Annotated in this window: 17 protein-coding genes; 5 read left to right on the top strand and 12 right to left on the bottom strand. The window is 68.1% G+C overall.

Features of this window, described 5'->3' with window-relative positions; translation table 11 throughout:
- Positions 1–46 precede the first annotated feature (46 nt).
- Entirely contained in the window at positions 47–643 is a 597-nt protein-coding gene (locus tag ACFJI2_RS14645; protein ID WP_377705675.1) for a phosphohydrolase, read from the top strand.
- A gap of 322 nt (positions 644–965) precedes the next feature.
- Positions 966–1,637 carry a PAS domain-containing protein gene (locus tag ACFJI2_RS14650; protein WP_377705677.1) on the top strand — a complete coding sequence of 224 codons (672 nt, stop codon included), beginning with the start codon at positions 966–968 and terminating at the stop codon, positions 1,635–1,637.
- A 378-nt stretch (positions 1,638–2,015) separates the two neighbouring features.
- Here ACFJI2_RS14650 and ACFJI2_RS14655 read toward each other — a convergent pair whose 3' ends face one another.
- Positions 2,016–2,234: a hypothetical protein gene (locus ACFJI2_RS14655; protein WP_377705678.1), complete on the bottom strand. Its 219-nt coding sequence runs from the start codon at positions 2,232–2,234 to the stop codon at positions 2,016–2,018.
- An 88-nt stretch (positions 2,235–2,322) separates the two neighbouring features.
- Here ACFJI2_RS14655 and ACFJI2_RS14660 point away from each other — a divergent pair, with 88 nt between their 5' ends.
- Both ACFJI2_RS14660 and ACFJI2_RS14665 read left to right on the top strand, forming a co-directional pair.
- Positions 2,323–2,916, top strand: coding sequence for a chromate transporter (locus ACFJI2_RS14660; protein WP_377705679.1), 594 nt, complete (start codon positions 2,323–2,325; stop codon positions 2,914–2,916).
- Positions 2,913–3,497, top strand: a complete 585-nt coding sequence (locus tag ACFJI2_RS14665; RefSeq protein WP_377705681.1) for a chromate transporter — start codon at positions 2,913–2,915, stop codon at positions 3,495–3,497. Before ACFJI2_RS14660 ends, ACFJI2_RS14665 begins: the two co-directional genes overlap by 4 nt.
- Positions 3,498–3,501: 4 nt before the next feature.
- On the opposite strand, the gene ACFJI2_RS14670 is transcribed toward ACFJI2_RS14665, so the two are convergent.
- The 7 genes from ACFJI2_RS14670 to ACFJI2_RS14700 all read right to left on the bottom strand — a co-directional run bounded on the left by ACFJI2_RS14670 (position 3,502) and on the right by ACFJI2_RS14700 (position 11,652).
- On the bottom strand, positions 3,502–4,467 hold the full coding sequence (locus tag ACFJI2_RS14670; RefSeq protein ID WP_377705682.1) for an MBL fold metallo-hydrolase: 966 nt from the start codon (positions 4,465–4,467) through the stop codon (positions 3,502–3,504).
- Positions 4,468–4,545: 78 nt separating this feature from the next.
- On the bottom strand, positions 4,546–5,931 hold the full coding sequence (locus ACFJI2_RS14675; protein WP_377705683.1) for an acetate kinase: 1,386 nt from the start codon (positions 5,929–5,931) through the stop codon (positions 4,546–4,548).
- Between the two features lie 70 nt (positions 5,932–6,001).
- Positions 6,002–6,499, bottom strand: coding sequence for a hypothetical protein (locus tag ACFJI2_RS14680; RefSeq protein WP_132375434.1), 498 nt, complete (start codon positions 6,497–6,499; stop codon positions 6,002–6,004).
- A gap of 10 nt (positions 6,500–6,509) precedes the next feature.
- Positions 6,510–7,199: a C39 family peptidase gene (locus ACFJI2_RS14685; protein WP_377705684.1), complete on the bottom strand. Its 690-nt coding sequence runs from the start codon at positions 7,197–7,199 to the stop codon at positions 6,510–6,512.
- A complete protein-coding gene (locus ACFJI2_RS14690; RefSeq protein ID WP_107868469.1) occupies positions 7,196–7,441 on the bottom strand; it encodes a hypothetical protein in 246 nt (81 codons plus the stop codon). The genes ACFJI2_RS14685 and ACFJI2_RS14690 overlap by 4 nt, the downstream gene beginning before the upstream one ends.
- Before the next feature lie 242 nt (positions 7,442–7,683).
- On the bottom strand, positions 7,684–9,963 hold the full coding sequence (locus tag ACFJI2_RS14695; protein WP_377705685.1) for a hypothetical protein: 2,280 nt from the start codon (positions 9,961–9,963) through the stop codon (positions 7,684–7,686).
- A 342-nt stretch (positions 9,964–10,305) separates the two neighbouring features.
- Positions 10,306–11,652 (bottom strand): sigma 54-interacting transcriptional regulator, encoded by a 1,347-nt coding sequence (locus tag ACFJI2_RS14700; RefSeq protein ID WP_377705686.1) that lies wholly within the window; start codon positions 11,650–11,652, stop codon positions 10,306–10,308.
- Positions 11,653–11,973: 321 nt separating this feature from the next.
- On the opposite strand from ACFJI2_RS14700, the gene ACFJI2_RS14705 reads away from it, so the two are divergent.
- Positions 11,974–12,585: a 1-acyl-sn-glycerol-3-phosphate acyltransferase gene (locus ACFJI2_RS14705; protein ID WP_377705687.1), complete on the top strand. Its 612-nt coding sequence runs from the start codon at positions 11,974–11,976 to the stop codon at positions 12,583–12,585.
- 21 nt (positions 12,586–12,606) lie between these two features.
- Here the strand turns inward: ACFJI2_RS14705 and ACFJI2_RS14710 are convergent, their stop codons facing one another.
- From ACFJI2_RS14710 to ureE, 4 genes are read right to left on the bottom strand one after another with little or no spacing between them, the layout of a single operon-like run.
- A complete protein-coding gene (locus ACFJI2_RS14710; protein ID WP_377705688.1) occupies positions 12,607–13,251 on the bottom strand; it encodes a HupE/UreJ family protein in 645 nt (214 codons plus the stop codon).
- Positions 13,248–13,880, bottom strand: coding sequence for an urease accessory protein UreG (gene ureG / locus ACFJI2_RS14715; protein WP_377705689.1), 633 nt, complete (start codon positions 13,878–13,880; stop codon positions 13,248–13,250). Before ureG ends, ACFJI2_RS14710 begins: the two co-directional genes overlap by 4 nt.
- Positions 13,881–13,892: 12 nt before the next feature.
- Positions 13,893–14,573 (bottom strand): urease accessory protein UreF, encoded by a 681-nt coding sequence (locus tag ACFJI2_RS14720; RefSeq protein WP_377705844.1) that lies wholly within the window; start codon positions 14,571–14,573, stop codon positions 13,893–13,895.
- Complete coding sequence (gene ureE, locus ACFJI2_RS14725) at positions 14,573–15,106, bottom strand: urease accessory protein UreE (RefSeq protein WP_377705690.1); 534 nt, start codon at positions 15,104–15,106, stop codon at positions 14,573–14,575. The genes ACFJI2_RS14720 and ureE overlap by 1 nt, the downstream gene beginning before the upstream one ends.
- Positions 15,107–15,108 lie beyond the last annotated feature (2 nt).

The following is a 15,108-nucleotide window of genomic DNA, read 5'->3' on the forward strand; positions in this document are numbered from 1 at the left end:
ATGCGGGATGAGCCGCGTTAATGAACACAGCCGCGCCTGGGTGCGTATGCCATCGGGAAAGAGACTGGACTTGCTCGATCCCACGCCCTTCGACTGGGACGATGGCGACCTGGCGCTGGGACTGGCGCGCACTTACCGCTGGGGCGGACATTCGGCGTGGCCGCTGCCGCTGTCGGTGGCGCAGCACTCGCTGACGGTGATGCAGCTGCGGCGCGCCTGGGCCGCCAACGGCAAGGCGCTCGACCCGGTACTGGAGCTGCGCGAGCTGCTGCACGACGCCGAGGAAGGCTTGCTGGGCTTCGATTGCATCTCGGTGCTCAAGCCCTTCCTGGGCGACAGTTTCCGCGCCCTGAGCGCGCGCCTGGAGCATGCGGTGTTCCTGCGCTACGGCGTGCCGGGCTGGACGCCCACCGAGCACCGCATCCACAAGAAGGCCGACCGCCTGGCGGCCGCCAGCGAGGCGGTGCACGTGGTGGGCTGGTCGCGCGAGGAAGTGCGGCGGACGTTGAAGATACGCGCCGAGGTACTCGATACCGATCCGCTGCAGGCCGTCTACGGCGGCGCACCCTGGGAGCCCTGGCCGCCGGCGCTGGCGTGCGAGCGCTTTATGGCCGAACTGGCGCACTTGAAGTCCAGGCTGTAAGGAGCCGTTTTTAAAGCGCTTTTTCAGCTTATCCACACCAACTGTGGATAACGATGTGGAAAAGTGCCACTTGACAGCCCGCAAAGCCAGTACTGGCGCGGGTTTCAATAAAATGCCAATTTGGCAGGCAGTTTTTTTAGGTAATTAAATCAAGTACTTACAGAGGCATATGAGGGCCGACAACGGCGGCTTTTTGCCAGTTGAAAAAATATTTTCGGGCGCGCGCAGCGCCCGATAGAATCCTTTGACAAAAATGCAGGCGAGGAATAGTGTTGACGGAAGCAGATGCACTGACAAGTTTTAATAGCCCACGGGATTGTGCATGGACGTGAAAGAAGATACCAGCGCCGACTGGATGATAGAAGAAGATGTGCCTGCCAATGGCGACCAGTCCGCCCCGGCACCCGTCCTGGCGCCCTGGCGCGTCCTGATCGTCGACGACGACGTGGACGTTCATGTGGTCACCAAGTTTTCCCTCAGCAACGCCTGCTTCCAGGGCCGCCGCCTGAGCTTTCTGCACGCGTACAGTGGCGACGAGGCCCTGCACATCCTGCGCACCACGCCGGACGTGGCGCTGGTGCTGCTCGATGTCATCATGGAGACCAGCGAAGCCGGCCTGAAGGTGGCGCGCCAGATCCGCGACGAGCTGCACAACAAACTGGTGCGCATCGTGCTGCGCACCGGCCAGCCCGGCCAGGCGCTGGAGCACAGCATCATCCTCGATTACGACATCAACGATTTCTGGTGCAAGAGCGACCTGACCACGCGCAAGCTGTTTACCACGGTGATTTCCTCGCTGCGCAGCTACGCCAACCTGGTGGAGGCCGAGCGCCATCTGGCGGACGTGCAAGCCCGGCTCGACGACAGCGTCAGCTTCGTCCTGGACGAGCAGCACCGCATCCTGGAAGTGAACGGCAAGGCCGCCGAGCTGCTGGGCGAGCCGGAAGCGGCGCTGCTGGGCCGCAAGCTGGTGGTGAGCGCGGCCGAGGATTGACGGCCCAACCACTGTTCACCCGTACAGTGGTTATCTCCCCCTGTACTCCCTGCATCCTGCCGCGTAAACGCCTGCATTCCACCGTCGCCGCACGCTAAGTGGCGGATTCTGAAGCGCTTTTTCCGATATCCACAGCGAATGTGGATATCTTTGTGGATAAGGGCTACTTGACAGCCCATACGGCCCGTATCTATGGGCTTTTCTACAAACTGCCCGTTCAAAAGGCAGATTTTATCGCCTGATAAATCAATGACTTAGCATCAGATGCGCGGCTGGGCAAAAATATTTTTGCGCATTTTCTTATTACCAATCTTTGTGCATAACTGCGCCCGGTGCGGCAGGGTTGCGGCACCGGGCAAAAATTGCGGAAGTTAGGGCTTAATGGGAGATTTTTCGGCGCAGATCGGGGTGCAGCAGCACGCGTTCGATGACGTCGGGCCGGACATTGTTGGACTTGAGATACTCTATCGCGCACAAGGTGCTGAAGCAGTTTTGCACTGCAATGCCCTTGTTGACGATCTCGCTGCAGCGCTCATCCGAGCGCTGTTGAGGTGGCGCCAGCTGTGTCGGCTGGGCAGGAAGTGTCATGGCATCCATCAATCATCCTTCACAGGTCGGGCGGGCCGGTAAAGCCCGGTGAAAGGAGTATCGAACAATAAATCCCAAAGTCAAGGATAATACCAACATGATATCCAGCAACGAGTTCCCCCAAGAATTGGACGGCCAGCGGCCGCGTCCGAAGTCGCTCGGCGACCTGTTTCTATCTTTCACTATTCTCGCCCTGCAGGGCTTCGGCGGCGTGCTGGCGGTGGTGCAGCGCGAGATGGTCGAGCGCAAGCGCTGGCTGACGCAGGAGGAATTTCTCGAGGAATGGGCGGTCGCGCAAATCATGCCCGGGCCTAACGTGGTCAACCTGTCGCTGGTGATCGGCGCGCGCTATTTCGGCCTGCGCGGGGCCATGGCGGCGCTGGCCGGCATGCTGACCCTGCCCATGCTGGTGGTGCTGATGCTGGCCCTGCTGCACGCGCACTATGCGGACCATCCCGGCGTGCAGGGCGCGCTGCGCGGCATGGCGGCGGTGTCGGCGGGCATGATCGCCGCCACCGGCCTCAAGCTGCTCAGCGCGCTGCGCAAGCATCCGCTGCCGCTGGCGTGGAGCGTGTCGGCCGCCGTGCTGGGGGTGGTGCTGGTGGCCTGGCTGCGCGTGCCGCTGGCCTACGTGCTGCTGGGCCTGGGCGGCCTGTGCTGCGTGCTCACCTACCGCAGGATCAAGGCATGAACCCGCCCATCCACATCGTGCTGAGCGTGGGCGACTGGGTCAGCCTGTTCGGCCACTATATGCTGTTGTCGCTGATGTCGGTCGGCGGCGCCATTTCCACCACCGCCGAGATGCACCGCTACCTGGTCGAGCAGCACCACTGGCTGACGCCGGCGCAGTTCAATGACGCCATCGCCATCGCGCAGGCGGCGCCCGGGCCGAACGTGCTGTTCGTGGCGCTGATGGGCTGGAACGTGGGCCTGAACGCGGGCAGCTGGCTGGCCGCCGTGATGGGGGTGCTGGTGACGATGGTGGGGATCATGGTGCCCAGCACCACCCTGACCTACATGGCGTCGCAATGGCTGCACCGCAACCGCGAACGGCGCGGCGTGCGTGCGTTCAAGCAGGGCATGGCGCCGGTGGTGGTGGGATTGCTGGTGTCAACCGGCATCATCCTGGCCACCGCCAACGCCCAGACCGCGCAGGACTGGCCGCTGTGGGCCTTGTCGGCGGCGGCCGGCGTGGTCATCTGGCGCACCCGCATCCATTTGCTGTGGCTGCTGGCTGCGGGTGCGGTGCTGGGCTGGTACGGCCTGGTCTAGCCGATCAGCGCGGGATGGTGTAATTCACCGGCACGAACTGGTAGCCCTTGCCCTGGCTGCGGATGTGGCCCAGGCCGGGGAACTGCAGGTGGGCCGCGCCGATCAGGTAGCCCTGCTTGGCGGCGTCCGCGAAAGCGGCCTTGCGCTGCGCCAACGCGGCTTTGCTGTCGCTGTCGAAGTCGATGGTCACGGACGGGTCGTCGAACTGCACCGCCTGCACGTGCAGCAGGTCGCCCAGCAGCACCAGCTTCTGGCCTTTGCTTTCAATAACATAGGTGGTGTGGCCCGGCGTATGGCCGTAGCTGGTGACGGCCTTGATGCCCGGCACCAGTTCGGTGTTGCCTTCGAACGGATTGAGCTTGCCGGCGTCGCTGTACGGCGACACGGAGGCGATCGCGCCCTGGAAGAAGCCCTTCTTGTCGGCCGGCGCCTTCTCCAGGTTCACCTTGCTCAGCCAGAAGTCGGTGTCGTGCTTGTCGGCGCGCAGCACGGCGTTCGGGAAGGCCGCCTTGCCTGCCGCGGCGGCGCCGCCCACGTGGTCCGGGTGCAAGTGCGTGATGTAGATTTCATCGACCTGCTCCGGCTGGTAGCCGGACGCTTTCAGGTTGGCCACCAGCTTGCCCAGCGTCGGGCCGAACAGGCCGGCGGCGCCGGTGTCGATCAGCACCAGCTTGCTGCCGGTGTTGACCAGGTAGCCGTTCACCGACGTTTCCAGCGGTGCTTTCAGGAAGGCCTTGCCCAGGGCCTGGTTGGTCTTGGCGGGCTTGTCGTGCAGCAGCTTGTCGACCGGCAGGTCCACCGTGCCGTCGTTCAGCGCGGTCACTTCAAAGTCGCCCAGCATGATGCGGAAGTAGCCGGGCGCCTGGGTCTTGACCAGCGGCGCGGCGGCGTGGGCGTGGGCGGGCGCCAGCATGGCGGAAATGGCGATGGCGAGGGCCGCGCTGGCGGCTGGAATGCGGCGTGAGGTCATGTTTCCCTTTATTGTGGTTGTCGAAAAGGATAGGAATACGGAGCATATCGTAAAAATACGATGTGCGTGCGGCGTCCCTCAGAAGTTGAACGGCATGCGCACCGACAAGGTCACGTCCGGGGTGTCGCGCGTCAGGCCGGCGCCCACCGACACGTTGAGCGAGCGCTTGTCGTTGAAGCGGTAGGAGAAGCCCATCAGCAAGGTGCCCAGCTGGGTACGCACCGAACCCGGCACCGCCACGCCGTTCTGCTTGGTGCGCGCCACCGTGTCGTGGTTGTAGCCCAGGCTCAGCGAGGCCTTCTCGTTGAGCGCCAGGCCCATGCCGAAGTTAAAGCCGATCACGTCGCCCGGCTTGATGGCGCCCAGGTCTTCCCACTCCCCGTTCAGTATCATGCGGCGCACGTTGTTGCGCTTGATGTTGCGCAGGTAGCTGAAGCTGCCGAAGAAGATGGCCGGGTCGGACGGGAACAGCCAGGTCACGCTGGGCTGGATGGCGTAGAAGCCCGAGCCGGTGGGCAAGTCCAGCGGCAGGCCGGTGCCGCTGGCGTTCGGCCCCACGCAGCGGCTGGCGCAATCGGTCACCACTTCGAACGGGTCCTTGCCGGTGCGGGTTTTCACTTTCAGGCCGGCCACGTAATACGGCTTGTCCACGCCGCCGTCGTTGAGCTGGTGGCGCAGCGCCAGTTCGACGTCGCCGATGCCGCGCCCGCTGGTGGAAAACACGTTCTCGACCGCCGTGCCGGTGAAGATCTCGCGGCTGACGGTGGAGTCGCTGCGGTAGACATAGGGCACGCGCACTTCGAGCTCGGTGCGCGAGGTCAGGCCGTAGCGGCCGGCGGCGGTGGCGGTCATGGTGTTGCGCTTGAGTTCGCGCACGTCGATCAGGCCGATCAGCAGCGCGGGGATGATGGTGTAGCCGACCAGCGCCACGCGGTTGCTGGACGAATAGCCGAACTGGTAGGACGGCTCGAACACGTAGCGGCCCTTGGGCGTGAGCACGCCGGGCTGTTCGAACAGCGGCGCCACTTCGGGCGGCCGGCCGTCGCGCTGCGGCGCCTGGCCGACCGCAGCCTGGTTGTTCTCGGCCGGGCGCTGCGGTCCTGGCTGGGCCGGCTGCTGGACCGGCTGCTGGGCCGGCGGCGCGGCCGGCGCCTGGCCGCCCTGCCCTGCGCCGCCCTGCCCCGCGCCGCGCTGGCTGGCCAGGCGCTCCGCCGGCACCGCCGCCGGCAGGGCCGGCGCGGCGCCCGGCGCGGGCAGGGCCGCCAGGCCGCGCTGCTGTTCGGCCATCTGCTGCTTGAGCGTTTCGAGTAGTACGCGCTGTTCCGCCAGTTGCCGCTTGACGGCCGCCAGTTCGGCGGCCAGCTCCGCCATGCCTTGCGTCTCCGGCTGGCTCTGCGCCAGCGCACTGCACACCACCATGGACATGCCGGCCGAGCCGGCGCGCAACACTCGTGCTAGGTGCATACATCCCCCTTTATCAAAGACAATGAAAGACAAGAATGCTTGCGGCCGGCGCCCCGCGCTGCGGGTGCGCTCAGCGGGGAGCCAGCGCGCCTGCGAGTGCGGCGCGCATGCTGCCTTCAAAATTCATCGCCGTCAGCAGCGCCTGGCTGCTGACCGACGCATTGATGGTGGTCTGGCTGCGTATCAGCTGGTCGTTGATGGTGTTCTGGATCAGCAGGGCCGACATGGCGGGCGAAGCGCCGCCGGCAGGCAGCAAGGCGCTGTTGCCGGCGCCGTTCTGCACCACGGCGAACTGCGGCACGGCCTCGCGCGCCAGCTGCGCCTCGCTGGCCGTGATGCGCGACAAGTCGGCGATATTGAACTGGCTGCTGGCCACGGTGCTGCCGTTGATGGACACCAGGCGTTCCACGCCCAGCGACACCACCATGCCGCCGCCCAGGTCGAAGCCGCCGCGCACTTCCTCGAGCGCGCTGTCCGGCACCGGGGTCCAGCCCGGCCCGCCGTCGGCGGCGCCGGCCGACAGCATCAGGCCGCACGCGGCAGCCGCGGTCCAGCGCAAGCGTCTCATGCCAGCCTCCTTAAAAATTGCCATCGCCCAGTTTGGGCAGCGTTATTCGCATTAAACTGTCGCGCTCGAGCGCCTGCTCCGGCACGGCGCGCGGGGCCACCTGCCAGTCGGCCGCCTCGTTGAAATGGGGCTTGCCGGGGCGGCCGTGCACCACGAACAGCAAACGGTTCTGCCACATGGCGTCGAACGCGGCGCGCCCGACTGCGCGCGTGCCGCCGGACGGGTCGCCCAGCAGCACCCGGTCGGGCCGCACGCCCTTGATGACCACGAAATGATGGTATCCCTTCTCCACCACCAGCACAATGGCGGGCAAGCCCGCCTCGGCCAGTTTTTCCAGCGGCAGCTCGAAACCGTCCGCCGCAAAACCCTGGCTGGCCAGGAAACGCTTGATGTCCAGCAGGGAGAATCCCTCGCGCCGGATACGCGCCTGGTCGCCGGTACGGTACATTTGATCAAACGCAAGCTGCTCCGAAACCGGGTAGTCGAAGTGGTAACTTAACAACGTCGCCACCGCCGCCGAGCCGCAGCTGTAGTCATATTGCTGGCGCACGGTCGAGCGGTAGCGCGCTTCCTTCAGGCTGGCCACCCGCACGTGATAAGTGGCGCCGCCTATGCTGGGCAACTCGGCGGCAGGACAAGCCGCCACCGCCGCCGCCAGCACGGCCGCGCCATAAACACAGCGGGAATGCTGCGCGTTCATTTGAATTGAACATTTACGATGGTTGCGTTCTGGATCAGCACATTCGCACCGGAGTTCTGTATCACCATCGGCAAGCCGGACGCATTGCTGAACGCCCCCTCGGTGATGACGTTGGCCCCGGTGGTAACAGCCATGGCGCTGTTACCGCTGACCGCCCCGTTCAGCTTCATATCGCTCCACGGCGTAGCACTCCCGCCGCGCAGGTGTTCCAGGCGCGCCTCTGGAAGCGCCACGCCCAGCATGCCGTCACCGCGCTGCGTAGCTCCGCCAGCGCTGCGCGCAGGTGCGGCCGCCTGGTCAACCGCCACAACTGCCGCCGGCGTTGACGGCGCAGGTACGGATTCCGGCGACGGCGCCTGCTGCGCCGCTGCGTGCAGGCACAGGGTCAGGAGCGACGCCGTCCATCCCGGTCTGGATACATATGACATGTTAACCTCCCGTTCCACCAAGCTGGCGGCCCCGTGCGGGCGGCCGCCAGCCCTGCTTACCGGCCCACCGACAGGTTGGCCTGTACGTTGACGCTTTGCTGTATCAGCGAGGAGAAGCCGTTGTTCTGGCTCACCGTCATGATACCGGCCGCCGACTGGCCGACACTGGACATGGTGTTGGACATGTTGAACTCGCCGGCGCTGACGGAGATAGCCCCGCCCGCACCGCCCGTGCCGCCTGCTGCCGCACCGCCGGTGGCCGTGCCGGCCGTCTGCGTGCCGCCGCTGCCGCCGTTGCCGCCGTTGGCATTGCCGCCCGCCGCGCCGCCGCCGCCGGTGGCGCCGCCGCCGGCTGCGCCGTTGCCGGCCGTGGCGTTGCCGCTGGCCGCGCCGTTGCCGCCGGTGGCAGCGCCGCCCGCCGCGCCGGCGCCGCCGGTGTTGCCGCCGCCGCCTGCGCCGCCCGCACCGCCGTTACCGGCCGTGGCCGCGCCATTGCTGGCCGAACCGCTGACTGCGCTGCCGCCGGTGGCGCTGCCGCCAGCGGCCCCCGCGCCCGCATTGTTCTGGGCCATGCCGCTGTTGCCGCCCGCTGCGCCGCCGGCACCGTTGCCGCCGGCGCCGCCCGTGCTGCTGCCGTTGCCGCCGCCGGCCCCCGCGCCGCCCGCGCCGCCGGTTGCCGCCGCGCCCGCGCCGCCGGTGTTCGACGCCATGGCGCCGGCACCGCCCGCACCCGAGGTGTTGCTGCCGCCCGCCGCGCCCGCGCCGCTGGTGTTGGACGCTGCCGCGCCGCTACCGCTGGTGTTGGACGCTGCCGCGCCGGCCCCGCCGGTGCCGGTTCCGGCCCCGCCGCTGCCGCCCGCGCCGCTGGTGTTGCTGCCGCCTGCGGCGCCGCCGCCGGCGGTGTTGCTGGCCATCGCGCCGGCACCGCCCGCGCCGGTGCTGCCGCCGGCTGCGCCTGCGCCGCCTGCGCCGCCGGTGCCGGTGCCGGAGGTGGCCGTATTGGTGCCGCCACCGCCCGCCCCGCCCGTTGCGGTGCCGGCCGTCGAAGTGGCGCTTTGGTTGCCTGCAATGGCCGGCGTGCCGCTTTCGCCGCCGCCGGCAGCCCGGTTCACGCTGGTGGCGCCGCCGGCACGGCCGTTGCCGCCGTCTGCGCTCTGGCTGGTGCTGGCCGAACCGCTGTAAGCGCTGCCGCCTGCGGCGCCGCTGCCGCCCGCTGCGCCCGAGCCGCTACGCGCCCCGGCGCCGCCGGTGGCGCTGCCGGTGGTGCCGCCGCCGCCGCCGTCGGCGCCCGAGGCCGCCCCGGTACGGCCGCCTGCGCCGCCGGTGCCATCGGCATAACCGCCGGCGCCGCCGCTGGCGCTGCCGGTGCGGCCGCCGTCGCCGCCGTTGGCGCTGCCGTTGCGGCCGCCGTCGCCGCCGCTGGCGCCCGAGGCCATGCCGCTGCGGCCGCCGTCGCCGCCGATCGCATTGCCGGTGTTGCCGCCCGCGCCGCCGCTGGCGCTGCCGCCCGAGCCGCCGCCACCGCCGGCGCCGCCGGTGTTGCCGCCGGCCAGGCCGCCACGGGCGCCGTCGCCGCCGCTGCCGCCTGCGCCGCCCGCGCCGCTAGTGGCACCCGAGGCCGCACCGCCGCTGCCGCCGTCCGCGCCGCGGGCCGCGCCGCCGTCGGCGCTACCCGAGGTCGCGCTGCCGTTCCTGGCCAGCCCCCCGGCAGCGCCTGCGCCGCCGGCGCCGCCGTTTGCGCTGGCGCCGTTGCCGCCGGCGCCGCCCGTGGCGCCGGCGCCGTCGCCGCCGCTGCCGGTGCGTGCCCAGGCGCCGTCACCGCCCGCGCCGCCGCGCGCGCTGGCCCCGGCGCCGCCGGCGCCGCCGGTGGCGCTGGCGCCGTCGCCGCCATTGGCGCCGCGGTTGCTGCCGCCGGTGGCATTGCCGCCCACGCCGCCATAGCCGGCGCCGCCGGTGCTGCTGCCGCCATTGCTGGCCTGGTTACCGATGTTCGAAATGCGGTTGCCGCTCACTTCGCCATTCAGGCGGCTGATCGCGGTGGCCGACGATGTGTTGAACGCATTGGTCATGCTGGAGGTGGCCGTGGCGCCATTGTTGGCCGCCGCCGAGCCTTCGCCCAGCGCGCGCGCCGTGCCGTCCGTATTGTTGTTGTTGTTGCGGTTGGAGCTAGAGTCGTTGTTGCGGTTACTGCTGCTGTCCTGTATTGCCTTGGCTTGGTCGGTCGCGAAGGCGCCGGCGCCGCTTTGGTCCAGATTGTTCCGGGGGTCTGTGGTTTGGGCGTAGGCCTGCACGCTGAACAGCATTGCGATAGCACTCGCCAGTATCGTTCTTTTCATTTTCCTTGCCTCACCAGGTTGGGTTAGAAAGATGGTTTGCCGAAACTTTGGCATTCCGGCAGGGCTACGTATGCATAAGGGATGCCAACTACCTCCCGTTTTGCAAGCTGTTGAAAACAAAGGAGGAACTTTGATACAAACTGCGCTCCGGCCTGCTTGTCGCTACCTGCGGGAAAAAAGTATGGCGCGCGGTGTCGCAACCGTGTGACAATCCGGCGTGCGCTGGCACAGCCGAGTTAGCTCAAGTGCTTGATTCGATTGGGGGACGGCGCGCGGAATTGCGGAAGGGAATTGTCACAGCGCTGTATCAGGCCGGCGCGGCCGCAAGCCGCGCCGGGCAGCCTATTTGGCGCGGCTGCGGGAGGGAACGTCGATGCCGTGCTTGGCCATCAGGCGGTACAAGGTCATGCGCGATATGCCCAGCTCCTCGGCCACGCGTGTCACGCTCTTGCCATTGCGCAGGCCCACTTCGATGGCCTGGCGCTCGGCGCGCACGCGCACCCCGTCCAGCGGCACGCAGCCGGCGCTGCCATTGCTGGCCTCGGCCAGGCCCAGGTCGGACGGCTGCACCAGGCGCCCCTCGGCCATTACCAGCGCGCGCCGTATCCGGTTGATCAGTTCGCGCACATTGCCCGGCCAGTCATGCTGGCGCATGGCGCCATGGGCGGCGCTGGAATAGCCCTGCAAGCGCGGCGAACGCTCGGCGGCGTAACGCTCGAAGAAATGGGCGGCCAGCATTTCCAGGTCTTCCTTGCGCTCGCGCAGCGGCGGCACGGAAATGGTCAGCACGTTCAAGCGGTAATACAAGTCCTGGCGGAAGCTGCCGTTGGCGACGGCCTTCTCCAGGTCGACATGGGACGCGGCGATCACACGCGCATCGACCGGCACGGCGCGCGTGCCGCCCACCCGCATCAGCGATTTCTCCTGCAGGAAGCGTAGCAGGTTGGCCTGCATGCTGAGCGGCAGGTCGCCGATCTCGTCGAGGAAGATGGTGCCGCCGTTGGCCGATTCGAGCAGTCCCGGATGGCTCTGGTTGGCGCCGGTGAAAGCGCCCTTCTCGTAGCCGAACAACTCTGACTGCACCAGGCCGGGCGCGATGGCGCCGCAATTGATGGGAACAAAGGGGCCGTCCGCATACGGCGACTGCTCGTGCACGGCCTGCGCCACCAGTTCCTTGCCGGTGCCGCTTTCGCCCCAGATCAGCACCGGCGCGCGCACCGGCGCCACGCGGGCGGTCTGGTCCAGCAGGCGCCGGGTGGCCGGGGCGCGGCCCACCAGCCGCGCCGACACGGCCGGCACGGGGCGCGGCGCCCGGTGCAAGGTGGCCAGGCCGTGGGCATGGCCCAGCGTATGCCGCAGCCGCTGCCCGTCGACCGGCCAGGTGTGGAAATCGCAACAGTGTTCGGCCACCAGCTGGCGGTAGCGCTCGTGCTGCAGCACCAGCGGCTGGCACACGGCCACCCATTGGACATGGCCGTGCTCGCGCAGGAAGGCGTCGATTTCCGGCACCGCCCTGTCCTCCGAGTTCAATATCAGCAAGGCCACACTGACGTGGCGCGCGCGCAACAGCTTGGCCGCGCCGGTCAGACTGCCGGTCTTGCAGATATCCCAGCCCTGAATAACACCTTCGAGCGTATCGAGGGACGACAAATCCCCCATCGCTACGCATAGCAACGTTTTCGTTGTCATTTTTCGCCACCCTGCACTTCAGTGTCGCCGCAGACGGACACCGATGCCACTGCCAGGGCGCGCAAAGGCGCGCGGGGGCAGAGACCCGCTCGTTGAGGGCCGCGCCTGTACATCAACCAGGCGGCGCAGCATGTATCCTTCAGGTTGCAGCTTTTGATCCGATTGTCATCAATATAACGTATTCCGGACCGATTTCAACGTTTCATTCAAGTTGCAAGTGCGCCGAGTGCGCTGCGCAACAGCCCCGGACCTGCTTGCGGCGGCCAGCCCGCCCGGCTAGAATGTCGGCGCACTTTTTCCGACAGGCACAGACCAATAACCATGAACAATGATCAACTAAAACCGGCAGACCTGCCCAAGCTGGGGCAGCGCGTCGCGCTGCGGGTGTTGACGCTGTTCGGCTGGCGCGTGCTGTTCCGGCCCTTGCCCGGGCCGCGCGGCATTGCCGTGGTGTATCCGCACACCTCGAACTGGGATTTCATGGTCGGCATCTTCGGCAAGTGGGCGCTGGACCTGCCGTTCCGCTGGCTGGCCAAGGATACGCTGTTCAAGATCCCGCTGCTGGGCAAATGGTTCCACGCCATGGGCGGCGAGCCGGTGGACCGGAGCACCAAGACCGGCATGATACAGCGCCAGGCCGAGCGCATGAACGCGGCCGACTGGTACTGGCTGGGCATCACGCCGGAAGCCACGCGCGGCTACCGCGACAGCTGGAAAAGCGGCTTCTACCACCTGGCGCTGGCGGCCCGGGTGCCGCTGTGCCTGGTCTACATCGATTACCCGAACAAGACGCTGGGCGTGAAGGACCACCTGTTCCTGACCGGCGACCCGGACACCGACATGGCCGCCATCCGCGCGGCCTACGCCGGCCACCAGGGCTTGCATCCGGAAAACGCAGCGCCCATCGTGCTGTCCGAGCGCAAGCCGCACTAAGCCTTCCCTTGACGTCGACCGCTAGGCGGCCATCATCAGCACGCCGGTGGCGGCAATGCCCGCGCCGGTGATGCGCACCATGTCCAACCCGGCCGCCCGGCCGAACCAGCGCCCCGCCAGCATCAGCACGCCGCTTGCGGCCAGGAAGCCGAACGCGCTGCCGGCCAGCGGCAGCTCGTGGCCGTGCGCGTTGCCGTGCAGCACGGCAAAGGCGGCGATCAGCGCCGCGCCGGCCGCCAGCGGCAGGCGCGCGGCCATGGCGATCAGCACACCGGCCAACACCACGGTGGCGGCGATGCCCGCTTCCAGCCCCGGGATGGTGGCGCCCGCCACGCCGCTCAGCGCGCCCAGCAGCATGGCGCCGAGGAAGACCAGCGGCAGCGCAGCGCCCTGCTGCTGGCGCGCGCTCCAGATGCCGACCGACAGCATGGCCAGCAAATGGTCGAAGCCGGTGAAGGGATGCACGAAGCCGGTCTGGAATGCGTCCAGCCAGCCGCCCGCCTCCGTGCCGGCTGCCAGCGGCATTGCCGCGCCGGTGGCGGCGACGGCCGCCGCGTGGGCGGCGCCGGCGCCGGCGGCATGGGCCGCGTCCGGATGCGCCAGTGCCGGCAGGCACAGGCCGGCGGCGACCAGGGTGAAGACCAGCTTGCGGGTTGGGGATTTCATGCTTGCTCCTTGTATGCCTGTTCCAGCAGGCCTTGTTCGCGGATAAAGTCGATCACGGCGGCCACGCCTTCGCCGCTGCGCAGATTGGTAAACAGGAAGGGGCGCGTGCCGCGCTGCTGTTTGGCGTCGCGCGCCATCACGGCCAGGTCGGCCCCGACGTGGGGCGCGAGGTCGGTCTTGTTGATGATCAGCAGATCCGAGCGCGTGATGCCGGGGCCGCCCTTGCGCGGAATTTTCTCGCCGCCGGCCACGTCGATCACGTAGATGGTGAGGTCGGACAGTTCCGGGCTGAAGGTGGCCGCCAGGTTGTCGCCGCCGGACTCCACCAGGATCAGGTCCAGGTCCGGGAAGTCGGCCTGCATGCGGGCAATGGCTTCCAGGTTGATGGAGGCATCCTCGCGGATGGCCGTGTGCGGGCAGCCGCCAGTCTCCACGCCCATCAGGCGCTCGGCCGGCAGCGCGTCCGCGCGCAGCAGGATCTCCATGTCCTCCTTGGTGTAGATGTCGTTGGTGATGACGGCCATGTCGTAGCGTTCGCGCATGCCTTTGCACAGCATTTCGCACAGCGCGGTCTTGCCGGAGCCGACCGGGCCGCCGATGCCGACGCGCAGCGGGTTGGATAATGTCATAGCTTCCCTCTTTTAAGATCGGTATAAACGGCTGTACTGGACTTCGTGCCGCATCGACAGCAGCGACAGGCCGGGCGCCCAGTTGCTGAGGTCCTCGTCGGCCAGCTGCTGCGCCTGCAGTGCGGCCGCTTCCAGCTCGGGGCGCAGCGACAGCAGCATGCGCTGCCCCGCCACCTGGCCCAGCGGCACGGACTTGACGCACACCAGCACCTGGTTCTCGGCCCAGGCGAACAGCATGGCCAGCAAGGCTTCCTCGTGCGGGATATCGAGCGCGGCCACCCCGCAGGCGTAGGCTACCGGCAGCGCCAGTTCGGTTTCCGGCGGCAGCATGGCGGCGATGCCTGCGTCGGCGATGCCCAGTTCGGCCGTCAGGCGCGCCAGCGAATAGCCCATCTGCAGCGTCTCGGCGCGGAATTCGGCCGTGTCGCGCGAGGCCAGGAAACGCTCGCTCCATTGCGCCACGGCGTGCGCGTCGCGCTGCGAGAAGGCACGCATCAGGCGCCAGCACACCGGCGCCTCCCATTGCGCCATCACGTCGCGCAGCTGGCGCGCGATCCAGGTGCGGGCGGTGTCGGCGTTGTGCACGGCGCCCGATTCCAGCGCGGCTTCCAGGCCCTGCGAATAGCTGTAGGCGCCGATCGGCAAGGCCGGACTGGCGAACTGCAGCAGGTGCAGCAGGGCCGAGGCGTGCATCATGGCGCGCTGTCTCCGGGGCGGTGGATTTTCTGGCGCAGCGGGATGGGCGCGAGCGGGTGGCCGCCGTGGCCATCGTGGCTGTGGCCATGGCCGCCGCCGTAGGCGCCCGACTCGGGTTCGAACGGCGCGTCTTCCGCCACCACGCTGGCGCCCAGGCCCGCCAGCATGTCCTTCAGCACGACGTCGGCGCGGATGCGCAGGAAGCCGTCGCCGACCTGCGCCTGCGTGTGGCGGTTGCCGAGGTGGAAGGCGCAGCGCAACAAGCTGCGGGCGTCGGCGCAGGTGACCTTGTAGGTGGGCTCGCGCGCCGCTACCACCTGCACCACCTTGCCGCGGTCTTCGCCGGCCAGCAGGTCGCCGTCGCGCAGCACCGTGCCGCGCACGGTGAAGACGGCCACTTCTTCGCCATTGCTGAGCACCGCTCGCAAGCGGCACTTCTCGCGCAGCTCGTACGGCAGCACCAGGCGCGCGAACGGTTGGGCCGCGCCGGGGCCTGCGCTGGCGGACAGTTTGGTATGGAGGGTAAGCATGC

Source organism: Pseudoduganella sp. UC29_71, assembly GCF_042693265.1.
Lineage (GTDB): Bacteria > Pseudomonadota > Gammaproteobacteria > Burkholderiales > Burkholderiaceae_D > Rugamonas.

What these genes read in the sequence shown, in the direction of transcription:
- ACFJI2_RS14670 (WP_377705682.1), bottom strand. Translation starts at nt 4,467, where the DNA reads ATGACCTCACGCCGCATTCCAGCCGCCAGCGCGGCCCTCGCCATCGCC.
- ACFJI2_RS14720 (WP_377705844.1), bottom strand. Translation starts at nt 14,573, where the DNA reads ATGCACGCCTCGGCCCTGCTGCACCTGCTGCAGTTCGCCAGTCCGGCC.
- ACFJI2_RS14690 (WP_107868469.1), bottom strand. Translation starts at nt 7,441, where the DNA reads ATGCTGGGCGTGGCGCTTCCAGAGGCGCGCCTGGAACACCTGCGCGGC.
- ACFJI2_RS14675 (WP_377705683.1), bottom strand. Translation starts at nt 5,931, where the DNA reads ATGCACCTAGCACGAGTGTTGCGCGCCGGCTCGGCCGGCATGTCCATG.
- ACFJI2_RS14685 (WP_377705684.1), bottom strand. Translation starts at nt 7,199, where the DNA reads ATGAACGCGCAGCATTCCCGCTGTGTTTATGGCGCGGCCGTGCTGGCG.
- ACFJI2_RS14660 (WP_377705679.1), top strand. Translation starts at nt 2,323, where the DNA reads ATGATATCCAGCAACGAGTTCCCCCAAGAATTGGACGGCCAGCGGCCG.
- ACFJI2_RS14645 (WP_377705675.1), top strand. Translation starts at nt 47, where the DNA reads ATGCCATCGGGAAAGAGACTGGACTTGCTCGATCCCACGCCCTTCGAC.
- ACFJI2_RS14710 (WP_377705688.1), bottom strand. Translation starts at nt 13,251, where the DNA reads ATGAAATCCCCAACCCGCAAGCTGGTCTTCACCCTGGTCGCCGCCGGC.
- ACFJI2_RS14655 (WP_377705678.1), bottom strand. Translation starts at nt 2,234, where the DNA reads ATGGATGCCATGACACTTCCTGCCCAGCCGACACAGCTGGCGCCACCT.
- ureE (WP_377705690.1), bottom strand. Translation starts at nt 15,106, where the DNA reads ATGCTTACCCTCCATACCAAACTGTCCGCCAGCGCAGGCCCCGGCGCG.
- ureG (WP_377705689.1), bottom strand. Translation starts at nt 13,880, where the DNA reads ATGACATTATCCAACCCGCTGCGCGTCGGCATCGGCGGCCCGGTCGGC.
- ACFJI2_RS14680 (WP_132375434.1), bottom strand. Translation starts at nt 6,499, where the DNA reads ATGAGACGCTTGCGCTGGACCGCGGCTGCCGCGTGCGGCCTGATGCTG.
- ACFJI2_RS14650 (WP_377705677.1), top strand. Translation starts at nt 966, where the DNA reads ATGGACGTGAAAGAAGATACCAGCGCCGACTGGATGATAGAAGAAGAT.
- ACFJI2_RS14705 (WP_377705687.1), top strand. Translation starts at nt 11,974, where the DNA reads ATGAACAATGATCAACTAAAACCGGCAGACCTGCCCAAGCTGGGGCAG.
- ACFJI2_RS14665 (WP_377705681.1), top strand. Translation starts at nt 2,913, where the DNA reads ATGAACCCGCCCATCCACATCGTGCTGAGCGTGGGCGACTGGGTCAGC.
- ACFJI2_RS14695 (WP_377705685.1), bottom strand. Translation starts at nt 9,963, where the DNA reads ATGAAAAGAACGATACTGGCGAGTGCTATCGCAATGCTGTTCAGCGTG.
- ACFJI2_RS14700 (WP_377705686.1), bottom strand. Translation starts at nt 11,652, where the DNA reads ATGACAACGAAAACGTTGCTATGCGTAGCGATGGGGGATTTGTCGTCC.